The organism is Sorangium sp. KYC3313 (assembly GCF_052075895.1).
Classification (GTDB): Bacteria; Myxococcota_A; Polyangia; order Polyangiales; family Polyangiaceae; genus Sorangium; species Sorangium cellulosum_B.
Window position 1 is genome coordinate 12,045,958 of sequence record NZ_CP197255.1, and the last position, 22,115, is coordinate 12,068,072.

General features: G+C 73.2%; 13 protein-coding genes and 1 pseudogene. 5 read left to right on the top strand and 9 right to left on the bottom strand.

All coding sequences use genetic code 11. From position 1 onward, the window contains the following. Positions 1–297: 297 nt before the first annotated feature. The 9 genes and pseudogenes from ACSRUE_RS45865 to ACSRUE_RS45905 all read right to left on the bottom strand — a co-directional run. Positions 298–2,826: an MXAN_6577-like cysteine-rich protein gene (locus ACSRUE_RS45865; protein ID WP_441289071.1), complete on the bottom strand. Its 2,529-nt coding sequence runs from the start codon at positions 2,824–2,826 to the stop codon at positions 298–300. A gap of 226 nt (positions 2,827–3,052) precedes the next feature. Next, positions 3,053–6,004 carry an MXAN_6577-like cysteine-rich protein gene (locus ACSRUE_RS45870; protein ID WP_441289072.1) on the bottom strand — a complete coding sequence of 984 codons (2,952 nt, stop codon included), beginning with the start codon at positions 6,002–6,004 and terminating at the stop codon, positions 3,053–3,055. 134 nt (positions 6,005–6,138) lie between these two features. Continuing rightward, the gene (locus ACSRUE_RS45875; RefSeq protein WP_441289073.1) at positions 6,139–7,338 is read right to left on the bottom strand and encodes an alpha/beta fold hydrolase; all 1,200 of its coding nucleotides are present in this window, start codon (positions 7,336–7,338) and stop codon (positions 6,139–6,141) included. 4 nt (positions 7,339–7,342) lie between these two features. Next, the gene (locus ACSRUE_RS45880; RefSeq protein WP_441289074.1) at positions 7,343–7,471 is read right to left on the bottom strand and encodes a hypothetical protein; all 129 of its coding nucleotides are present in this window, start codon (positions 7,469–7,471) and stop codon (positions 7,343–7,345) included. Positions 7,472–8,161: 690 nt separating this feature from the next. Continuing rightward, entirely contained in the window at positions 8,162–9,124 is a 963-nt protein-coding gene (locus tag ACSRUE_RS45885; RefSeq protein ID WP_441289075.1) for a TIGR02757 family protein, read from the bottom strand. After that, on the bottom strand, positions 9,121–10,812 hold the full coding sequence (locus ACSRUE_RS45890; RefSeq protein WP_437761803.1) for a sensor histidine kinase: 1,692 nt from the start codon (positions 10,810–10,812) through the stop codon (positions 9,121–9,123). Before ACSRUE_RS45890 ends, ACSRUE_RS45885 begins: the two co-directional genes overlap by 4 nt. A gap of 12 nt (positions 10,813–10,824) precedes the next feature. Continuing rightward, positions 10,825–12,603: a GAF domain-containing protein gene (locus ACSRUE_RS45895; protein WP_441289076.1), complete on the bottom strand. Its 1,779-nt coding sequence runs from the start codon at positions 12,601–12,603 to the stop codon at positions 10,825–10,827. A gap of 491 nt (positions 12,604–13,094) precedes the next feature. After that, positions 13,095–13,736 (bottom strand): DsbA family protein, encoded by a 642-nt coding sequence (locus ACSRUE_RS45900; protein WP_441289077.1) that lies wholly within the window; start codon positions 13,734–13,736, stop codon positions 13,095–13,097. 195 nt (positions 13,737–13,931) lie between these two features. Beyond that, positions 13,932–14,015, bottom strand: a pseudogene (locus tag ACSRUE_RS45905) (hypothetical protein); the annotation flags it as partial. 330 nt (positions 14,016–14,345) lie between these two features. Between ACSRUE_RS45905 and ACSRUE_RS45910 the strand changes: the two are divergent. From ACSRUE_RS45910 to ACSRUE_RS45930, 5 genes are all read left to right on the top strand, one after another. Then, the gene (locus tag ACSRUE_RS45910; RefSeq protein ID WP_441289078.1) at positions 14,346–16,796 is read left to right on the top strand and encodes a hypothetical protein; all 2,451 of its coding nucleotides are present in this window, start codon (positions 14,346–14,348) and stop codon (positions 16,794–16,796) included. A gap of 1 nt (position 16,797) precedes the next feature. Further along, positions 16,798–19,206, top strand: coding sequence for a hypothetical protein (locus ACSRUE_RS45915; protein ID WP_441289079.1), 2,409 nt, complete (start codon positions 16,798–16,800; stop codon positions 19,204–19,206). Between the two features lie 134 nt (positions 19,207–19,340). Beyond that, on the top strand, positions 19,341–19,685 hold the full coding sequence (locus ACSRUE_RS45920; RefSeq protein WP_437297590.1) for an HU family DNA-binding protein: 345 nt from the start codon (positions 19,341–19,343) through the stop codon (positions 19,683–19,685). 154 nt (positions 19,686–19,839) lie between these two features. After that, a complete protein-coding gene (tyrS, locus tag ACSRUE_RS45925; RefSeq protein WP_441289080.1) occupies positions 19,840–21,069 on the top strand; it encodes a tyrosine--tRNA ligase in 1,230 nt (409 codons plus the stop codon). Beyond that, positions 21,062–22,108, top strand: a complete 1,047-nt coding sequence (locus ACSRUE_RS45930) for a hypothetical protein (RefSeq protein ID WP_437761808.1) — start codon at positions 21,062–21,064, stop codon at positions 22,106–22,108. Before tyrS ends, ACSRUE_RS45930 begins: the two co-directional genes overlap by 8 nt. Positions 22,109–22,115: the final 7 nt, after the last annotated feature.

Genomic DNA, 22,115 nt, shown 5'->3' on the forward strand with positions numbered 1-22,115 from the left:
CACGGGAGGGCGCCGCTCTCAAGAAAACTCCTAGGGCGTGCGCGTCGACACGTCGCCCGCGTACCTCGCCCGCGTCGCTCACCGACGAGAGCGCTGGCCGCCTTCCATGGCTCCCTGTCGCTCCATGCCGCTCCACCTGCCCCCACGCGCGCCGAGCCGCGCCTCCCCTCCCCGGCCCGTGGCCCTCGAGCCCCCCGGCTCGCCGCAGCGACCGACCCGCCACAGCCGCCGTGCCACCCCGCTCCCCGCTCCCCGCTCCCCGCCGGCCGGCGGGTCACCGAGCGAGGCGCGCCCCGCTCAAGGGAGAGCGGCGATGTTGAGGATGAGATTGCCGGAAGCGGCGCGCCGGCTGTCGCCGATGATCGTGATCACCTGCCCTTCGGTGAGGGTCACGGTCACGCGCGAGCTGGCCATGACCGCGTTGTCGTTGCACGCGAGCTCGGGGCCGGAGCAGCTGTCGCCGTCGTGCACGTGAAGGACGGTGTCGAAGTTCGACGGCAGGGTGTCGATGACGTAGGTCCCGTCCGCCGGCGCGGTGAAGCGATAGACCCTGTCGTTGCCGCTCGACGGGACGCAGCTCGGTGTGGCCGAGTTCGGCTGGAACAGGGTGGAGCCCATCGCCGTCTGCGGGACCGTCGAGCCGAGGTCGATGGGGTTCCCGCAAGTGCCGTCCCCATCGAACAGGCTGATGTTGAGCGTGAACGCGCCCGCGGCATCGGCTTCAGCGCCGTCGACCACGACGACGGTCTCCTGCCCCGCGGCGAGCGGCACCACGAGCCGCGACTGGACGACCACGGCGTTGTCGTTGCAGCCGAGCACCTCCCCGCCGCACGAGCCGGCGCGCACGTGGACGACCGTGTCGAAGCTCGATCCGAACGTATCGAAGACGTACAATCCGTCGGCCGGCGCCGTGAAGCTGTACGCCCTGTCTGCGCCGCCGGGCATGCCGCACGGCGCGCTCACGTAGTCGCCGGCGCCGACGGTCGTCCCCGACACGGTCTGCGGGACGACCGACTCCAGCGCCATCTCCGGGCACGGGGGGCTCGGGGTGCCGCTCACGTTGAGCGTGTACGCGCCGTGCTTCCCGGACGCGCCGTCCACGACCACATACGCCGTCTGCCCCTGCGCGAGGGGCGTGGACACCTGCGATTGGTACGACAAGCCCTCCGCGTCGTCGCTGCACCCCAGCAAGGCGCCCGTGCAGCTGCCGTCGTGAACGTGGAGCACCGTGTCGAAGGTCGAGCCGATCGTATCGAATGTGTACCGGCCGGCGATGGGCGCCGTGAAGCTGTAGCTGACCTCGGGGGAATTGCCCTTGGCGCAGTCCGGCGGGGGCTGGAGGACGTCGTCGAGGCCTGACGTGCGGCCCGTGACCGTCTGCGGGTAGGTGGAGCCGAGATCCACCATGGGGCACGCGGGCGGGGCCCACGCGGCGACGTTCAGCGTATAGGGCCCACGCGCGCCCTCGAAGCCGTCGACGACCGCCACGACCTTCTGGCCGGCGCTGAGCTCCACCGTGGCGCGCGACTGCGACCCTTCTCCTGAGTCGTCGGAGCAGGTGAGCACGTCGCCATCACACGCGCCGTCGTGCAGCTCCAGGATCGTGTTGAACCCGGAGCCGAAGGTATCGAATACATACTTCCCGGCCGCCGGCGCCGTGAAGCTGTAGCTCGCGTCGGGGCTGTCTGCGACTCCGCAACTCGGCCTGATCGCGTCGCCGAAGTGCTCGGTGTTGCCGGTGACGGTCGCCGGGAGCGCAGCGTCTATCACCCACCCAGGGCACTTCGGCGGATCCGCCTTCCCCATGTTGAGCGTGAAATCGCCTTCCGCTCCGTCGAAGCCGGTCACGACGATGAGGACCTGCTGGCCCGCCTCGAGGACCGCGCGGACCCTCGATTGGAGGACCCCGGTGGCCATGTCATCGTTGCAGGCGAGCTGAGCGCAGGTGGTCGCTCCCAGCACCCCGATGGCGGTATCGAAGGTGGACCCGACGGTGTCCAGCGTGTATGTCCCCGCCACGGACGGCGTGAAGCGGTAGACCCGCTCCGACGAGCCGGCGGCCACGCACGCGAGATCGTAGTTCGTCTCGCCGCCGACGGTGGTCCCCGTGATCGTCTGCGGGAAGATGTCGCTGAGCTCGTCGTACGTCCCGAGGACGCAGGTGCAGGCGCCTGCCTGGCATACCGCCCCTCGCCCGCACGCGACGCCGCAGGCGCCGCAGTGGAGCTGGCTCGTCTGCAGATCGGCGCACGCGCCTTTACACGCCGCGAGACCTGCGGGGCAGGCGCAGACGCCCTCGACGCACAGCTGGGCAGGCGCGCAGCTGGATTCACACTCGCCGCAGTTGCGCCTGTCGCTCAGCACATCCACGCAGGCGCCGTCGCACTCCGTGAGGTCACCCGCGCATGCGCAGGAGCCGTCCGCGCAGACGCGCCCCTCCGCGCACGCGACGCCGCAATCGCCGCAGTTCCGCAGGTCGGTCTCGAGGTTCACGCATTTGCCTGAGCAGTCGGTCTGGCCTTCTCCGCACTTCTCTCCGCCCCCGACGCCGCTCCCTATGCCGCCGCCGCCCTCGCCGCCGCCGCCCTCGCCGCAGCGTCCCTTCACGCAGAGCTGCCCCTCTTCGCAGGCGCCGCCGCACGCGCCGCAGTGCTCGGCGTTCGCCTGGAGCTCGACGCACTCTCCATTGCACCGCGACAGCCCGTCTGGGCACTCGCCCGACGCGCTGGGGCTCTCCGCGCAGGATGCCGCGAGGACGCCCCCCGCAGCCAGGAGCAGCGCGGCGGACGACAGGGCGGGCCTGGGGCGCGATCCGGATCTGTTCATAGCCATCCTTGGGGTGCGTGGCCGCTCGAGGCGCGCGGATAACGAGGCGCGCGCCAGGATACGCCCACGGCCGACGCATCCGCAACCGGCGGGGGTGCTCGGCTGGCGGCGCGCAGGTCGAGCCGCGGCCCGGACCGCGCTCGCCGCGCCGCGGAGAGGCGCCCTCGCGGGCTCGACGCGACAGATGCCGTCGTCAGGCCGGCCCCAGGGCACATCCAGCGCGGACTCAGAGCTTGGCGATCTTCAGCGTGAAGTCGCCGGACGCGCCGTTATACCCGTCGACGACCACGGTGATGGTCTGGTTGGGGGCGAGCTCCATCTGTACCTTCGACGCTTGCGAGCTGGTCAGATCGTCGTTGCATTGTAGCTCGGTGCCGGCGCAGCCGCGCGCGTGGACGTGAAGGACGGTGTTGAACGACGACCCGATCGTGTCGATGACATAGGTGCCCCGGATCGGGGCGGTGTAGGTGAACACCGTCTCCGGAGAGGACACGGTCGCTGCGGACACGCATTTCGGCCGCACCGCGTCGGGCTGGCCGCGCGTGGAGCCGGTCCTGGTGAGCGACAGCGGCGATCCGAGGTGGATCGCCGTCGCGCAGGTCCCCGGGCCGGTGAACCGGTCCACCTGGAGCACGTAGTCGCCGGAGCTCGTGCCGAGGCCGTCGACGACGGCGAGGACGGTTTGATCGGCGGCCAGGCCGAGGGCGACACGCGACTGCTTCCCGTCCGTGTTGTCGTTGCACCCGAGCGACGTCCCCTCGCAGCTCTCGTTCAAGATCTGGAGTATCGTATCGAAGCTCGATCCGAACGTGTCGAAGATGTAGAGCCCGTCCTCCGGCGCGGTGAAGCGGTAGATCATGTCGGGAGCGTTCGACGAGGAGCCGCAGGCCGGGCGAACGGACTCCGGTCGCTCCGCGGTGCTCCCTGTCACGAGCTGCGGGACGACGGAGCCGAGATCGATCGCCGTCGAGCAGGTGCCGCCGCCGGAGAACGGCGCAATGTTGAGCGTGAAATCGCCCGACGCGCCCGCGGCGCTGCCGTCCACGAGGAGGACGATCGTTTGCCCCTCGTCGAGCTCCAGCGTCAGCCGCGACGGCGAGCTTCCCAGCGCGTCGTCGTTGCACGCGAGCTCGGCCCCGGAACAGCTGCCGTCGAGGACGGAGAGCGCCGTATCGAGGCTCGATCCGAACGTATCGACGATGTAGGTGCCGGCCGCGGGCGCGGTGAAGCGGTAGGTCACCTCGCCGGCGCCGCTGCCGCAGCTCGGGCGCAGGACGTCGGCCGCATCCGCGGTGCTCCCCGTCACCGTCTGAGGCACCGTCGAGCCGAGATCGATCAGCGGGCACGGGAGGACGAAGGTCTGGCTCACGTTGAGCTGGAAGGCGCCGGAGGCGACTGCAGCGTAGCCGTCCACGACGACGGCGATGGTCTCTCCCTCGCGGAGCATCACCTTCACCTGCGATTGCCGGCCAGAGGTGTCGTCGTTGCACGCGACGCTCTCGCCGCTGCATGTCCCCTCGTGGACGTGCAGGACCGTGTCGAAGGAGGAGCCGAAGGTATCGAAGGTGTAGAGCGCTGTCGCCGGCGCGGTGAAGGCATAGGTGGCCTCGGGGCCGCTGTCGCTGGTGCAGGGCGACGGGACGGCGCTCACGCGATCCGGGATAGCCGTGGTGCCCGTCACCGTCTGCGGAAACGTGGCGCCGAGCGTGAGCTCCGGACAGGGAGGCGGCACGAACTCGGAGACGTTGAGCGTGAATGGCCCGGAGCCGCCGTCGACGCCGTCGACGACCGCGACGACCGTCTGGCCCTCGGCGAGGCTCGCGACGAGGCGCGACGTCTTGGCTCCCATGGCATCGTCGTTGTCGTTGCAAGAGATCACCGTCCCGGAGCAGGACCCCCTGCGCAGCTCGAGGACGGTATCGAACGTGGAGCCGGACGTGTCGAAGACGTACCTGCCAGCGCGCGGCGCGGTGAAACTGTAGCTCGCGTCGGGGGTGTCGATTGAACCGCAACCCGTCGAGACGGCGTCGCCGAGCCCCCATGTGTCCCCGGTGACGCTCTGCGGGAGAGCCGTCGCGAGGGTGTCGAGCGGGCACGCCGGCGGCGCCATCCGGTCGAGGTGAAGGGCGAAGTCGCCCTGCGCGCCGTCATAGCCCGAGACGACGAGGAGGACGCTCTGCCCTTGCTCGAGGGCCACCGAGGCGCTGCCCGTCACGGCTCCCCCGTGATCGTCGTTGCACGCGAGCTCCTCGCAGGCGTCGAAGTCCAGGACGCCGATGGCGGTGTCGTAGCTCGACCCGGCGGTGTCGAACCTGTACCTGCCGGCCTCCTCCGCCGTGAACCTGTAGACGAACTGGGTCGAGCCGACTCCCATGCAGGCGAGCGGGAAATAGGTCTCCGCGCCGACCGTGGTGCCCGTCAGGAGCCGAGGGACCGTCGAGCCGATGTCCTCGTAGTCGCCGGCGGCGCAGGCGCACGCGCGCTCCCGGCAAAACAGCCCCGGGGCGCACGCCGCGCCGCACGCGCCGCAATGCGCCGGGTCGACGGCCAGATCGACGCACCTGCCGCCGCAGACCGCGAAGCCCTCGTCGCAGGCGCACGCCCCCTCCACGCACGTCTCGTGGAGAGGGCAGCGGGCCTCGCAGGCCCCGCAATGCAGCGGATCGCTCTCCACGTCCACACAGCCGCCGCCGCACGCGGTGAAGCCGGAGGCGCAGCGGCAGGCGCCGCCCTCGCACCGCTGTTCGGCCGCGCATTCCTGGCCGCAGCCCCCGCAATGGGCGGCGTCGGTGGCGAGGTCGACGCAGCCGCTGCTGCACGCCACGAGGCCGGAGGCGCACAGCTCGCCGCCCGCTCCGCCCGCTCCGCCCGCGCCGCCCGCTCCGCCCGCGCCGCCAGCGCCCGCTCCGCCCGCGCCCGCGCCCCCGTCGACGCACACGCCCGCCTCGCACCGCGTCCCGCTCGCGCAGACGCCGTCGCAGCCGCCGCAGTGGTCCGGATCGGCCTGCGTGTCGAAGCACGCTCCCCCGCACGGCGTGAGGCCGTCATCACACGGCGCGGCGGCCGAGTCCCCCGCGCAGGACGCGGCGAGGGCGGCAAGGGCGACAAGCGCCGCGATCGTCAGCCAGAGCGCCGTCGACGACGGCTCGAATCTGGCGCGCAATCCGGGGTGACTCATGAACATCCTTCGGCGGACAGGCCGGCCACCGCGTGGCTCCGAGAGATCCGGCGCCGAGGATACGCCTCTTCGCTTTCGCGCTGCAATCGTCGATCACCGCACTTCCACGCGCGCGCGTTCGACCTCCACGGGCGTCAGGCGGCCGGGAGATCCGGCATCGGAGCGGCCTCGTCGGATGTCGGCTGACGCGCCTGGATGGCCTCCAGCGCCACAGCGCCCGTCTCGGGCCCCGGCGCGTCTTCGGCCTGCAGCTCGGGGCCGAGGAAACGAGCGATCGGCTCGAAGAGCTCGACGCCTGTATAGGCGCCGACGGCCAGATCGCCGTGACCGTAATCTTCCCGCGCTCCGAAGTCGCGCCCGAGCACGAGAAAGCGCTTCGGCGTCTCCGGGCGATCGCGCCCCCATGCGTCGAACGCCGCGCGCACCGCCGAGGCGGGGGCTATCCTGTCGGCGCTGCCCGCGATGAACAGGGCCGGCGCCGCGACCGAGGCGAGGCCGTCCAGGGCCCTCTCGCCGTCCACGCGGATCTCCCCGTCGCTCGCCATCCACGCGGCGAAGTCGGCGTTCAGCGCAGCAGGGATGTCTTCGATGCAGTTGACGAGCGCGAGCCGCGTGACGCCGGGAGGCACGTTGCGCGGGTTGGCCACGGCGTGATGGATCGGCGTCGGCAGCCACTCCGACGCGAACGCGACGCTGCGTGCCATGAGGCGGAGCGGGACGCCCGGCAACAGCCGGCCCGGCACGAAGCGCATGAGGCGCACCGGCGTGGTGAGCCGGCCAGGCGAGCCGACGAGGACGACCCGGCGGACCCGATCGCCGGCGACGCTCCGGCCAAGCGCCGCATAGAGGAGCATGCCCCCCATGGAGAAGCCGACATAATCCAGCGAACGGGCGCCGGTGCGCTCCAGGATCGCCTCGATGGCGCAGGGAAGATCGTACCGGACCATGGCGGAGAACCGGACGCTGCGGCGCTCGGCGCGGGTGAGGAGGCGGCCGCTGCGCAACGTCAGCAGCCACACGTCGCGCCCGAGCGTGGCGAGGTGGCGAGCGAGCGAGTAATCGGGGTGGATGTCCTGGTTCCTGTGGTTCGCGGCGAGCCCGTGGACCAGCAGGATCGGCGGCAGGTCCGGCTGCGCCGCCGCGCCGTCCGGGCGCGGGACGCGGCGGATCTCGATCGTCGCGCCATCCTCGGTCCGCAGGACCTCTTCCACGCTGTACTCGAGCGGCAGCGTCAGCCGCTTGACCCAGTAAAGGAGGTGCGCCCACAGCCCGATCGCCGCCAGCGCCGCGAGCGCCAGCGCCACCAGGACGGTTGCCCCGAATGTCCAGACCATACGGTCAATCTACCTGCTGGCGCTGCTTCCGCATGCAGGCAACCTCGACATTCTTTTCACCGGGCAGGATGGACGGAACACAGGCCAGTCGCTCGTCGAGGCCGCAACCCAGTTCGCTCGCCTGGATGATCATGAATCCATGGGAACAGCACGTTTCACGATCATCTCCTGCAGCGCGTGAAAAAGTCACACAGCGTCCCGGAAGCCACTCCACCCCATCGCGCCGGACAGCACGTGGGGCGACTGCCCCTGGCGGAAACGCACGTTGGCAGCGGCTCGTTTTCCCTGGGATTCGCGTCTCGCGGGGACATGATCATGTGCCCAGGCCTACCGGGGCGCGAGATCGAGAGCTCCAGCACAGGCGTGCACAAAGGTTCCAGATCTACCAGCCCGGAACGTGGCATGCGGATCGCAACACACGAGGGCGAGGAGAGAGCTGGCAAGGGTCCCGTAAGCACCCGGGAAAGGGGGCACGGCAGGAAGAACGCCGCAGCAGAGCTCGGGGGGGCTCGGTTGCGGCGCTCTTCTTGCCGTGCCGTCTGCCGGACGGCCGCGCTCACGCGCTTGCCGGAGACAAAATGAAAAAAGCGCCTCGCGGACCTGGGGGGGGAAGGTCTCCGCGACGGCGCTCGCCTGTCATTTTGCAGGCTCTGTGCCGACCCACGTCGAACAGAGTTTCAAATACTTACGCACAGCACAACCAGCCACCATTGCATGGTTGAAAATCACAGTTGCAATCCGATTCAAATTCGAAGGCCCTCGCGTTCTCGATCTGATCGGGGTTGTAGCTGTCCCGGACGGAAATCTGCCGCGCGGGGCGTGTTCACTCGTCCCAGTGGCGGCAGACCGGCTTCACGCCGCACCCCTGGCAGCGGACCGGATCGCGCCGCGACGGGCATTGCTGGAGCATGCCGAGGTGGCAGAGGGCGAAGTCGTACTTGACGGGGTCGGCTGGATCGAAGCCGCGGAGGGCCGCGGTGATCTCCTCTGCCGTCTTCCAGGTGGCGCCCCTGCGATCGGTGAGCCCGATATTGTAGCCGAGCTTCTCGATGTGCGTGTCGACCGGGATGAGGAGGGCCGACGGGGGCACCGGCCACAGGCCGAGGTCCACGCCGTCCGCAGGGCGGATCATCCACCGCAGCAGGAGCATGAGCCGCTTGGCGGCGCTGCCCTTCTCGGGATCGGGGAGGATGTGCGCGGCTCCGCGGTCGTCCGGGCGCCGGTCGAGGCCGCCGGCGCGTCGGATCGCCCGCACCCAGGCCCCGAGGGCCTGGCGCAGGTCGCGGGTGCGCGAGAGCTCGGCCGCAAAGGCGGCGCCGAGCGAGCCCGAGGCCCGCTGCACCCGCCGCGCGCCGACGATCAGCCCGACGAGGTCGCGATCGCGGTAGATCCGGTGCCGGAAGCCGCGCAGCCGCGCCGAGACGGCCCGGGCGTCGTCCGCGGTGAGGGCGATCTCCGGCCCGAGGCGATCGAGCGCCTCGCCGATCTTGGCGTGCAGCGCCTTCACGTTGCCGAAGGCGAGCGACGCGGCGATGAGCGCCACGAGCTCCTGATCGGCCGGGTCCGTGTAGCGATGGACGAAGGAGACCGGGTCTCGCGCGCGGCGCTCCTCGACGGCGCACCGCGCGCGCACCCCGTCGAGCGCCGCCTTGACCGCGGCGCCCCGCGCGGCGTACGGCCGCGGGGGCGCCGCCTCGACCGCGGCGTCCTTCCGCTGCCGGGGCGCCGCCTTGACCGCGGCGTCGCCCGGCCGGGGCGCCGCCTCGCCGCTCCCGCGCGCCCTCACGGCGACCCCGCGTCCGGCGCCGGCTCGGCCACGACCGGCTCGGCGTTCGCGGCGCGCTCTTGCGCCTCCCGGTCGTGCTCCAGCGCGGGGAGCGACACGACGAACGCGCTGCCGCGCCCGTCGTCGGTGAGCGGGCTCTCGACCCGCACGGCGCCGCCATGGCTCTCGGCGATGTGCTTCACGAGCGCGAGCCCGATCCCGCTGCCGCGCACCTGCCGCTCGCTCGCCCGCCGCCCGCGCGCGAAGCGCTCGAAGATGTGCTTCTGCTCGTCGGGATCGATGCCCGGCCCGCGGTCGCTCACCCGGATGGTGACCTGCCTCGCCTGGCGCGTCAGCGCGGCGAGGCGCCCCCCTCCCCCGCCCTCGACCTCCACCGCGACGGCGACGCGGCCGCCGTCCTTCGCGTACTTGAGCGCGTTGTCGAGCAGGTTCACGAGGGCGAGCTCGAGCGCGCGCGCGTCGATCAGCGCCTCGGGCAGCCCCTCGGCGATCGTGAGCTCGACGGTCATCTCCTCGCGCTCGGCGCGGTAGCGGTACATGTCGACGGCGCGCGTGGCCACCTCGGCGACGCTCCCGCGCGCGAACTCGTAGGCGGCCTTGCCCCGCTCGACGCGGGCGAAATCGAGGACGTTCTCGATGAGCGCGGTGAGCCGCTCGCTCTCGCTCACGATGATCTGCAGGTACTGGCGGCGCTTCTCGTCGTTGGGGACGCGGCCGCCGAGGAGGAGCTCGCCGAACATGCGGACCAGCGAGAGCGGCGTCTTGAGCTCGTGGGACACGTTCGCGACGAAGTCGCTCTTCAGCGCCGCGAGCCGCCGCTCGTTCACGGAGGCGAGCACCACGATCGCGAGCCCGGCCAGCGCCACCAGGGCCGAGAAGCCGACCATCAGGATCTCGATCAGGCGCTGCCGCTCGACCTTCTCGCCGAGCTCCTCGGCCGTGGTGAGCGCCATCTGGAGGCGCCAGTTGTAGAGCGTGGTCGGGAAGGGGCGCCCGACGGTGAACTCGCCGCCGATGATGGGCGGGCCGAACACGATGCGGCCCTCCTCGTCGATGACGTTCATCCGGCTCTTCTCGCGATCGAGGTCGCGGAACAGCCGGGGCATCACCTCGTGGACCAGACGCGGCACCTCGTGCCACGCGACGACGAGGAACCTGCGCCCCGCGTGCTCGCGCTGCCAGTAGCTCACGAGCAGGCTCTGCTGATCGATGACGTGGTGGAGGTGGCGCAGCTCGGTCGTGTCGCCCCCGAAGTTCATCTGCGGCAGGAGGCGGGCGAGCAGGAGCTTGCGGAAGGCGTCGTCCTCCCGCCCGGACGCGCCGCGCGAGGCGAACGCGAGCACGTCGTGCGCCGCGTTGTCCATGTCGAGGACCAGGATGGCGCGCACGGTCGGCGTCTCGCGGGCCGCCGTGGGGAGCCACCGCCGCGCGATGACCGAGAGGTTCGCCACGTCGACGTGCGCGGCGACGACGCTGTCCTGGGCGATGATCAGCTTGTCGAGCCGGTCGACGCGCTCGTCGGCGAGGGTGAGCGTCGCGTCGAAGACGGTCTGCTGCCGCGCCTTCTCGATCTGCAGCGTCGTGCGCAGGGCGATCCCGCCGAGCACGAGCACGGCGACGACGATGGCGGGGACGAGGGCGAAGTACGGGACGCGATGGCGCTTCCCGGCGGAGGGGAGGAGGTCCATCGCGCGGCTCCGCTAGCGGGCGGCCTTCTTCGCCCCCGCGGTCACGAGGCCGGGCTCGAGGACCACGCCGCGCGCCCCGACGAACTCGGCGAACTGCTGGCCGATGTAGGTGAGCGCGTTGCCGTCGCTCTCGGAGAACGGCTTGCCGTCGAGCGGGTTTCCGATCTCGAGGAGGCCGAGGTAGCGGCCCGCGAGCTCGACGGGCGAGCAGATGACGCTCCGGAGCTCGACACCGATCGCCTTCCACCGCTCGTCCATGGCGCGCTCGTCCTTGGCCGCGTCGGGCACCACGACGGCGCGCCTCGACCGCATCGCGGCCAGCGGGAGCGGCGCCCGCTCGGACAGCCTGGCGAGGAGCGCGCTCTTGCCGCCGTACTGCCGGACGACCACGAACTCGCGCCGATTGATGTCGAACAGCGACACGAGGCCGAGGGCGCACGGGATCTTGTCGAGCGTGAGCGCGAGGATGAAGTCGGCGCCCGCGAGGGTGTCCTGGAGGAAGTGCAGGTCGCTGCACGCCTCGAACAGCTCGGCGATGAGGTCGTCGCCGGAGAGGCGCCCGTTCTTCGGAGGGAAGGAGGAGCGCCGCCGCGGCGGCGCCGGCGTGGGGGCAGCGACCTCGGGCGGCTCCGGGACGAGCTGGAGACGTGACGGCGCCCCCTGCTGGTCGGCCGGCACCGCGAGCAGCACCACGTCGGCCGGCGGCGTGAGGGCTGGCCGCGGCAGGTCCGCAGAATGCGCGGCGACCGGCGGCGCAGCGTCCGCAGGCGGCGCAGCGTCCGCGGGCGGCGCCGCGTCCGCAGGCGGCGCCGCATCCGCAGGCGGCGCCGCGTCCGCAGGCGGCGCCGCGTCCGCAGGCGGCGCGGCAACCGGCGGCGCTACGTCCGCAGGCGGCGCGACGGCCGGCGGTGAACCATCCGCCGGCGGCGCGGCAGCCGGCGGCACGGCGACCGGCGGCGCCACGTCCGCGGGCGGCATGGCCGGCGGCGGTGCGGTGCCGCCGGTGCGCGGGCGGAACTGGATCTCGGGCTCGGCCGAGCGCCAATCTTTCCAGGCGAGGGTCGCGAGCGGGCTGCGCTGAGGCCGGCCGTCGAAGACGTGATCGAACACGGCGATATGGATGAACTTGCCCGGCCGCGCGTCGTCGATGCGCTGCCGTGCGCGCTCGAGCCGATCGACCAGCAGCGCGCTGACGAGATCGCGCGGGGTGCCGGTCGCGACCGCATAGACGAGCTCTCGGTAGGTGAGCGGCGAGCGCTCGGACGGGTTCTCCTCGCGCTGCGAGATGAGCTGATACGGCGGCAGCTCCGCGGGCGCTCGCTCCGGCTCGGCGCCTCGCTCCTGCGGCGCATCCCGCCCCGGCGCGGCCTCCCCGCCTTTCGCCGGTTGCGCCTGGGCGCCCGCTGGCTCCGGGACGAGGAGCGCGGTCCCCATCGAGATGAACGGGACCGTGGGCGCGATCGGGCGCTTCCTTGCGACACGCTCCGCAGGCTCGGCCGGCTTTGGAGAGGCCGCCCCGGCCGGGGAGGCGCCCGCCGGCGTGTCGGTCCCGTCCGTCAGCGCCGCGTCGTCCGGGGCGCGCTGCACGACGTACCGCACGCGCGTCGCCGGATCGATCGCTCGGTAGCCGCTCTCCAGCAGATCCACCGAGAAATTGTTGAGCGGGCCGCCATCGCCGCGGAGCGCCCGAGCCTTCTGCAGCGCGGGCTGCCACTGCGGGGCCTCGACGCACACCTTCCTGCTCGGCGGAGCGTTCTGGCCTAACGACGAGATCTCGACGAACCAACGCATCGTTTGCGGTTCCAATCCGCGCTGGCGCTGACTGGGTGGCGCGCTCTGGCGCGAAGATCGTTCTACTCGACGCGCGCGAGAGGGGTCAACGCGCAGGCCGCACGGGAGCGCGCAGAGGGCGCGCGGACGCCGTTGGAGGATGGCGCGAAATCTTCTCAACCGGGACCGGCAAGAAGAATCAGGCCTGTCCTGAAATCGCGCCGCCCGCGCGGCGAGGTGAGGCGCCCGCGGCCGAACCCGTTCGCCCACTGAACGGCCGCCGGGTATCCCCGCGTGGGCAGGAGGTCACCCGCTGTCGAGCCGCGCGCGCCATGACGCGCGCGGTGAATGGAACCACCCCGCGTCGTTCGTCTCCAGGCCATCCGCCGTCCTGCGCACAAGCGGGATACCCCGCGTACATCCGATCCAGCCCGGAGGACGCTCCGTGAGGCTCAACGCTGCATATCGCTTCGTGCGCAGCTCGACCCCTGCAAGGGGCCCGCGCACGCTCGCTATCCCGTCTGGCCGACCGCCGCAGGGGGCTGGGCCGGCGTCGGCTGCGCTGCGCCCGGCTGGGCCGCGGGCTTGCCGGCGCCGTGAAGCGACTCTTTCGTGGGGGGATCGTGCGGGCCGAGCGCCCTGTCGACGAGCCGCTTGAAGCGCATGGTCCCCTGCGCCCCGCTGACAAAGTAGTCGTTGATGGCGAAGGACGGCGTGCCGGTGATGTGCAGGCGCTCGGCGAGCTTCCGGTCCGCCTCGACCGCCGCGCGGTGCGCTCCCGAGTCGAGCGCGGCGCGGAACTTCGCGACGTCGAGGCCAATCGCGGCCGCGTGGCGCTCGAGCGCCGCGCGGCCGAGCCCATTCTCGGACGGGTCCTCCCACAGGCGCTGCGCCATCGCCCAGAAGCCGGCCTCGCCCTTCTGCCGGAACGCCTCGATCGACGCCTCGGCGGCGAGGGGCGCCCGCGCGTGGGAGGGGAGCGGGTTGTGCTTGAAGACGAGGCGCAGCTGAGCGCCGTACTTCCTTTCGAGGCCGTCGACGGTGGGGGCGACCTTGCGACAGAACGGACACTCGAAGTCCGAGGACATGACCAGCGTGACCGGCGCGCCCGGGTTGCCCCGGATCGGCGACCCGTCGACAGGCACCTTCCACACGGTCGTATCCTCGGGGGCCGGCGGCGAGGGCGGCTTCGGGGCCGGAGCGGGCGCCTTGTTCCGCTCGGACAGGGCCGCGTAGACGCGCTCCTGCGGGACGCCGGATCGCCGGAGATCCTCGGCCGCCCGGAGCTGCTCGTCGATGAGGGTCCGGAACTTGTCGATAGGCCACGCCCCGCTGACGAACCCCCCGTTGACGAAGGTCGCCGGGGTCCCGTGGATGCCCAGGCCCTGGCCGGCCTCGAGGTCCCGGTCGATCTTCGGCGCGTGCCGCTGCTCGTCGAAGGCCGCGCGGAACGCCGCCCGATCGGCGCCGGCCTCGGCGGCCCACGCCTCGAACGACTCCGGCCGGAGGAGGCAACGGAAAAAAAAGAGCGCCCGCTCGACGGCGGGGGGGGGAGACCGTCACGGGCGCTCTGCAGCTGCTCATTGAGCAGGATGCGGGCCAAGAGCTTCCCTTCCGAGTTCGTGGACTTTCGCTAGTAAAATGTCTTTCCCATTTCAATCCTGAAGCAGCCGCTTGCAAACGTGCTGGGCAGAGCTGGCGGCGCCACGTTCGCGGGTGGGCTCCTCGGGTCAGGCTGCGTGAAAGTCGTGTAAAAGAGCCGCGTGTCACCGTCCAGCGCCGACCCTGGTTCCCCCTCGCCGCCCGGAAGCGCAGCTCCCCGACCGAGCAGCACCTCCCCCGACGGAACGGACGGAACCGGCGACACCGAGACCACCGCCTCCCGGGGCGCCGGCCCGGCGGTGCCACCCGGCTGGCTCGATCGCCTGGTCGCGGCCTGGCCGCGCGTCGATCCGATCCTGTTCGCCGCCTACGCGGGGGCATGCGTCCTCTACGCCGCCGTCGCGTTCTACAGCGCGATGCACCAGCAGACGGGCGGCATGTGGTCGGCGCCGCTCGACGACGTCTTCATCCACTTCGATTACGCCCGCGCCACCGCGCGCGGGTACCCGTTCGAGTGGTCCGAGGGCAACGGCTTCTCGAGCGGGAACACGAGCCTGAGCTACCCGTTCGTCCTCGCCCTCGGTTATCTCGTCGGCTTCCGCGGCGTCCTGCTGATGCAGTGGGCGGCGATCGTCGCGTGCACCTCGATGCTCGGCTTCCTGCTCGTCGGCGCGCGGCTCCTCGAGCCCGTCGGGCGCTGGGCGAAGTACCTGCTGCCGCCCGTGGCGCTCTCCATCGGCGCGCTCGACTGGTCGCTGTTCAGCGGGATGGAGAACGCCTTCCACCTCGGCGTCTGGGCGCTCGCCACCCTCGCCGCGCTCTCGGTCGCCCGCGCGGCCGACGCGCCGCGCGAGCCGGCAACGCGGACGACGCGGACGACGCGGACGACGCGGACGACCGACGACGCGCGTGCCGCGGCGCCGCCGAAGCGCCTCGCCCACCTCGGCTGGGCCGCCGGCCTCGCCGGCGCGCTCCTTTACGCCACCCGGCCGGAGTCGGTCGTCTGCGTGGCGGCGCTGAGCGTGTACGCGGCCATCGCCGTGAGGCGGGCCCACGGCGCGCGCGCGGCGATCGCGACCCTGCTCCGGACGTCGGTGCCCGGCGCGCTCGCGTGCCTCGCCCAGGCGGTCGCCAACCGCGTGTTCACCGGCGAGTGGGCGGCGAGCGGCGCCATCGCCAAGCTGGCGCTGAACAACCCGTACATGACGTCCTCCGAGAAGTGGGACACCTACGAGTTCCTCGCGACGTACGTCGTCGCCCGCAACACCAACCACCACTTCTCGGACGCCCTCCCCTGGGGCTGGCTCGTGCCCGCCGTCGCGCTCGTCCCCCTCGCCTCGCGCAAGACCCGCGGGGCCGCGGCGCTGCTCTGGGTCCAGGTCGTCGGGTGGCTCGCGCTCGTGTCCCTGAACGGTCAGGTCCGCTGGCAGAACGAGCGCTACACCATGCCCGCGGTCGCCTGGCTGCTGGTGCTTGCGGCGATGGGGCTCGCGCTGCTCGTCGCGCGCGCCGCGTGGGCCAGCGGCGACGAGCGCCGCCAGCAAGGGCGGCCGGAGAGCGCCCCGGCCGGGCTCAGAGCGCGGCTCGGGGCCCTCGGCGGCCTCGCGGCCGCGGCCCGCGGCGGCGCCGTGGCGCGCGGCCTCTGGTGCGCGCGCGTCGCGCTCGCCCTCGCCGTGGCCGCGCTCTTCTGGGCGCACCAGCTGCCCAGGATGCGCGACCAGATCTGGTTCTTCGGCCGCGCCAGCCGCAACATCCGCGATCAGCACCTCGTCGCCGGCAAGCTCCTCGCCCAGCTCGACGTGCGCCGCGTCCTCGTCGGCGACGCGGGCGCGCTCCTCTACGCGTCGGACCGGCCCGGCCTCGACCTCATCGGGCTCGGCGGCTACCACGATCTCCCGTTCGCGCGCGCGGGCGTCCACGGCCTGGGCGCCTCGCTGGAGCTCATCGAGCGCATCCCCGCCGACGACCGCCCCGACACGCTGGCCATCTACCCGGGCTGGTGGGGCAACCTCCCGGCCATCTTCGGCAGGCGGATCGCCGCGATCCCCGTCGTCGGCAACGTGATCTGCGGCGGCGCGGAGAAGGTCATCTACCAGGCCGACTGGAGCCCGCTCGCGCACGGCGAGGCGCCCGCGTCGATGCGCGAGGACGAGCGGATCGTCGACGAGCTCGACGTCGCCGACCTCGTGAGCGAGCGGGAGCACGGCTACGCCTTCCCGCGGCCTCAGGCCGGCTTCGTCGGCTTCAGCGTCCTCCCGGATCCGCGCGGATCAGGGCACGATCGCTTCGACGCGGGGCGCGCCATCCCGGGCGGCAGGAGCGAGGCGGCCCGCCTGCGCGCCCCCCGCGAGGGCCAGGGCAGGCTCGTGGTCCGCACCGCCGCGCCCCGCGCCGCCACGATCCGCGTGACGGCGGACGGCCGGGAGATCGGCCACCTCGCGCTCAAGAGGGGCGACGGCTGGACGGAGGCCTCGCTCGACCTCCCCGAGGGCCTGCCCGAGACGTTCACGCTCACGCTCACGCCGGTCGACGGGGAGTGGGTCGATCACCACGTCTGGATCCTCGAGCGCCCCGCGCGCGGCGCCGGCGCGCGCCCGCTCGCTGGACAGTGACGTGCGCGCCGGCCTGCCCCGCGACCCCGCGCAATGGATCGCGCTCGCGCTCGCCGTCGCCGCGGTGCTCGCCGGCGCCTGGCTCCTCCGCCGCTCGCCCGCCGCCGCGCGGGCCGGCCCCGCGCCTCCACGCCCCGGCGCCGCGCGCTCGGGCCGCGCCCCCGCGCCCCGCTCCGGCGCGGCCCTGGGCGCCGCGATCGCCGCGGCCCTCTCGGTCGTCGCGGCGCTGCTCTCGGCCGCGTACGTCGCGGTCTACCTGCGGGGCGGCCCCCGCATCATCGACGCGACCAGCTACTGGCTCGAGGCGCGCGCGATGGCGGCCGGCTACCTCGCGTGGCCCCTCGACGAGCCCGCGGCCTCCGTGCTCGGTCGCTTCCTCGTCCGCAGCGACGCGGCGGGCGACACGATGGCCGGGCCCTCCGGCGCGAACCGCGCGGCCGAGGTCGCGGTCCTCTTCCCCCCGGGCTACCCCGCCCTGCTCGCGCTGGGCTTCCTCGCGGGCGCGCCGCTCGCGGTCGGCCCAGCGCTCGCCGCGGCGCTCGCGATCGCCACCTACGACCTGGCCGCGCGGTTCGCGCCGGAGGGCCCGGCCCCGTCCGGGAGCGCCGCGCCGATCCGCTTCGTCCCGCTCGTCGCCGCGCTCTTCTCGGCGCTCTGCGCCGCGCTCCGCTACCACACGGCCGACACGATGTCCCACGGGCTCGCGGCCCTCTGCTTCACCGTCGCGCTCGCGTCGGCGCGGCGCGCGCTCGACGAGGCCCGCGCCGCCGCATCGACGGGCGCCGCGACGGGGCCCCTCGGTCCGGCGGTCCGCGCCGCCGCGCTCGCCGGGCTCGCCGCCGGCTGGCTCGCGGCGACGCGCCCGCCGAGCGCGCTCGCCCTCGCCGCGACGCTGCCCTTCGTGATCCTGCCGGCGATCGCGCCGGGGAGCGCGGCGGCCGGTCCGCGCGAGGGCGATCCGCCGCCGCGCCCCTCGCCGCGGCTCGCGCGGCTCGCCGCGGCGATGGCGATCGGCGCCCTCCCCGGCCTCGCGCTGCTCGCGGCCCACCAGCGCGCCGCGACGGGCGCCTTCGCCTCGTCGCAGGCCGCGTACTACGCGGTCTCGGACGGCCCGCCCGGCTGCTTCCGCTACGGCTTCGGCGCCGGCGTCGGCTGCCTCGGCGAGCACGGCGACTTCGTCCGTCACAACCTCGCGGAAGGATACGGCTTTCTGGCTGCTGCCGGCACGACGCTGCGCCGCCTGAAGCTCCACCTCGTGGACGCGCTCAACGCCGAGCCGCTCGCGCTGCTCGTGCTCGCCGGCGCCGTGATCGCCTGGCGGCGGCCGCGCTCGCGCGCCCTCGCGATCGCCCCGCTCCTCCAGATCGCCGCGTACGCCCCCTTCTATTTCGACGGCAACTACCCGGGAGGCGGCGCGCGCTTCTTCGCCGACGTGCTGCCGGTGGAGCACGTCCTCGCGGCGATGGCCGCCCTCGCGCTCGCCGAGCGCGCTGCGACGGCGGCGCGCGCGGAGCACGGCCCCGCGCGCCGGCGTGGCGCGCTCCTCCCGACAGCGCTCCTCCCGACAGCGCTCCTCGCGGCGGCGCTCCTCGCGGCGGCGCTCCCGCTCGCCGGCTTCGCCTTCCGCGCGGGCTTCGAGCACGCCGCGCTCCGCGATCGCGAGGGCGGCTTGCCCATGTTCGACCCCGCCGCCGTCGCGCGCGCGGGCGTCTCGCGCGGCCTCGTGTTCGTCGACACCGATCACGGCTTCAACCTCGGCTTCGATCCCGCGCCGGAGGACGTCGCGGTGCTGCGCTACCGGGGCGACGCGATCGACCGCATGGCGTGGGAGGCCCGCGGTCGCCCCCCCGCGTACCGCTACCGCTTCGCGATCCCGGACGGAGGCGGCCTCGCCTCGGTCTCGATCACGCCGCTCGTCTTCGACGCCGAGCCGCCCGGCGAGGCCCGCATCGAGGGCGAGTCGCTGTGGCCGCCCCGCGACCAGCGCGGCGCCTTCGCGCTGCCCGAGCACGCCGGCGGCACATGCGCGTCGGGCGGGCGCGTGCTCGCGGTGCACGCGGCGGGGCGCGGCGAGGCCGTCGTCCGGGTCGGCCTGCCCGCCCCCTGGCTCCGCGGCGCCCGGATCAGCCCGCGCGTGGCGCTCTCGGGCGACGGCGCCGGCGAGGTGCGCCTCCTCGTCGACGGCGTCCAGCGCCACGTCTGGCGGGTCGGGCCCGCCGCGCCGAGCCCCCCGGGCGCGCCGCTCGCCTGCGCCGAGCTCCCGCCGCACCCGATCCCGGAGGACGCCGTCGGAATCGAGCTCGCCCTCGCCCGCGAGGACGCGGCGGCGACCGGGGAGGCGGTGCAGGGGGAAGCCCTCTTCGCGCTCGACGCGCTCTCCGTTGTGGGCGGGAATTCGGTTGACCGCTAGTCCCGTAACATGCGAGCTTTTCATAGGATTCTGTTGTCGTGCGGCTCCTGGAGCGGCGCATCCCCTGGAGCACTGCGGTGGAAAGCGGCAAGTCGAGCGCCGGCGGCGGTCCGCTCGGGTGGGGGAGGTGGACCATGACGAAAAGCGAGCTCATCGACGCGATCGCGGGACGGGGGGAGCTCACCAAGGCTCGAGCGGAGCTCGTGGTGAACTGCGTCTTCGACGCGATGACGCAGGCGCTCCAGCGCAACGAAGGCATCGAGATCCGCGGGTTCGGCAGCTTCACGGTCAGGCCGTACAAGCCCTACAGCGGCAGGAACCCGCGCACGGGCCAGCCGGTGCCCGTGCCCGCCAAGCGCCTTCCGTTCTTCAAGGTCGGCAAGGAGCTCAAGGAGCTCGTCAACGCGAGCCGCGCGTACGCGATCTCGGGTGACGACGACGACGAGGACGAGGACGACGAGGAGACCGACGACGAATGAGAGGCCGCGCGGCGCGTCCATGACGTGACGCGCCGCACGACGTGACGGCGTCGCACGCGGCGCCCTGATCGCGCCCCACGCCCTCGTCGCCGGCGCGCCGAGGCGCGTCGCCCCCCTGGCGGGCGGTTCCGCTGCGCGGTAGAAGCGGGCCCCCATGGTCCCCGCCGAACGTCAGCTCCAGATCCTCTGCAAGGGTGTCGTCGACCTCCACGTCCGAGCCGAGCTCGAGGAGCGGATCCGCGAGGGCAAGCCGCTGCGCGTGAAGGCCGGCTTCGACCCGACGCGGCCCGATCTCCACCTCGGCCACACGGTGGTGATGCAGAAGATGCGGGAGTTCCAGGAGCTCGGGCACCACGTGGTCTTCGTGGTCGGCGACTTCACGGCGATGGTCGGCGATCCGACCGGCAAGAACGAGCTGCGCCCGCGGCTCTCGCGCGAGGAGGTCGTCGCCGCGGCGGAGACCTACCAGGCGCAGGCGTTCAAGGTCCTCGACAAGAACAGGACCGAGGTCCGCTACAACTCCGAGTGGCTGAACAAGCTCGATCCGACGCAGATGATCGAGCTCTGCGCGAAGTACACCGTCGCCCGCATGCTGGAGCGCGACGACTTCAAGAAGCGCTACGAGGAGGCGCGGCCCATCTACGTGCACGAGTTCATGTACCCGCTCCTCCAGGCCTACGACTCGGTCGAGCTCGAGGCCGACATCGAGCTCGGCGGCACCGATCAGCTCTTCAACCTGCTCGTGGCGCGCGACCTGATGCCCCGCTACGGCAAGCGCGCCCAGATGGTGATGACGATGCCGCTCCTCGAGGGCACGAACGCGCGCGTCGAGGACGGGAAGGTCGTCGGCGCCAAGATGTCGAAGAGCGCGGACAACTACGTCGGCATCACCGAGCCGCCGTTCGACATGCTGCAGAAGCTGATGCTCGTCGATGACGGCGTGATCTGGCGGTACATGGAGCTCCTGTCGTCGCGCCCGCCCGAGGAGATCGCCGCCCTGCGGGAGGCGGTCCTCCGCGGCGAGCAGGGCGTCATCGGGGTGAAGGAGCTCTTCGCGCAGGAGATCGTCACCCGCTTCCACTCGGCGGACGACGCGCGCGCGGCCCTCGAGCGGCGCCGCAGCGTCGCGGCCGGCGGCCTGCCGGAGAACATCGAGGAGCTCCAGGTCGCGAGCGACCGCGACACGATCCCGATCGGCAACGCGCTGGCGCTGGCGGGGCTCGCCGAGTCGACCTCCGCGGCGCGGCGCCTCGTGAAGGGCGGCGCTGTGCACCTCGAGGGCGAGGTGGTCAAGGACGAGCAGCTCAAGCTCGAGCGTGGGAAGCGCTACCTGGTCCGCGTCGGCTCGAAGAACCGCCGCTTCGCCTACCTCGTCGTTGGCTGACGCGCCCGGGCGAGCGCCCCGCCGGCGCGCCGTGCTCGGCGGCGTCCTGGGCTGCGCCCTCGGCCTCGCGCTGCCCTCGTGCGGCGGCGCGCCGCGGCCGCCCGCCCGGCCGAGCCCGCCGCTGCCGCCGCTCGCCACGGCGGACCTGACGCGCCTCCTGCCGCAGGCGGGGCTCAGGTGGCTGATCCTCGTCCGGCCCCGCGAGGTCGCGGCGGTGCCGTGGCTCATCCCGTCGATCGCGCTCGTGGCGCCCGAGGAGAACCTGGCCCGGCACGCCCGCGCGACAGGCGTCGATCTGCGGCAGGTGCGCGAGGCCGCGATCGCGTCGTACGCGGGCGCGGGGCCGGCGGGCGGCGCCACGCTCTACGTGGCGCGCCACAGCGGCGATCCGCGCGCCATCGAGCGCCTCTTCCGGCGGCGGCTCACCGGCAAGGAGCGGCGCGCGCTCGATCGCCCCGACGTCGTGCGCGTGACGGGCGACATCGGCACGAAGCCGCACGCGCTGGTGCTGCTCGGCGAGGACGTGGCCTGCGTGCAGGACGGCGGCAGCCCGCTGCGCGGGCCGGCGCGCGTCGCGTCGCTGTACGCGCTCGGGCGCCTCAAGCGCTCGCCGGCGGCGCTCTCGGGCGGCCCGCTGCGCGCGCTCGAGGCCCGCCTCGGCCCGGCGCCCGTGCGCGCATTCGCGCCGGGGCCGTTCGACGGGGAACTCGCCCGCGGCGCGCGGGGGCTGCTCGCGGCGGCGACCGCCGTGGGGGCGGCCGCGAGGCCGAGCGCGCGCGAGGGGATCGCGCTCGCGATCGCGGTGGCGGGCGACTTCTCGACGAGCGGGGAGGCCGCCTCGGAGGAGCTGCTCGCGGCCTGGAACGAGCTGGCGGGCGGCTCGTTCGGCCACCTGCTCGGGCTGGACGCGCCGGTCGAGCCGCCGCTCGCCACCCACGCGCCGGACGCGGTGGCCGTCGCGGTCGAGCTGAACCCCCGGGCGCTCGCCCGGGGGCTCGCGGCGGCGACGGGCGAGCGGCTCGCCGAGATGCTGCGGTAGGCGCGGC

Bases quoted from the DNA above. Each gene is read 5' to 3' on its own strand.
- ACSRUE_RS45865 (WP_441289071.1), bottom strand. From the start codon at position 2,826: ATGAACAGATCCGGATCGCGCCCCAGGCCCGCCCTGTCGTCCGCCGCG.
- ACSRUE_RS45870 (WP_441289072.1), bottom strand. From the start codon at position 6,004: ATGAGTCACCCCGGATTGCGCGCCAGATTCGAGCCGTCGTCGACGGCG.
- ACSRUE_RS45875 (WP_441289073.1), bottom strand. From the start codon at position 7,338: ATGGTCTGGACATTCGGGGCAACCGTCCTGGTGGCGCTGGCGCTCGCG.
- ACSRUE_RS45880 (WP_441289074.1), bottom strand. From the start codon at position 7,471: ATGATCATCCAGGCGAGCGAACTGGGTTGCGGCCTCGACGAGCGACTG.
- ACSRUE_RS45890 (WP_437761803.1), bottom strand. From the start codon at position 10,812: ATGGACCTCCTCCCCTCCGCCGGGAAGCGCCATCGCGTCCCGTACTTC.
- ACSRUE_RS45895 (WP_441289076.1), bottom strand. From the start codon at position 12,603: ATGCGTTGGTTCGTCGAGATCTCGTCGTTAGGCCAGAACGCTCCGCCG.
- ACSRUE_RS45920 (WP_437297590.1), top strand. From the start codon at position 19,341: ATGACGAAAAGCGAGCTCATCGACGCGATCGCGGGACGGGGGGAGCTC.
- tyrS (WP_441289080.1), top strand. From the start codon at position 19,840: ATGGTCCCCGCCGAACGTCAGCTCCAGATCCTCTGCAAGGGTGTCGTC.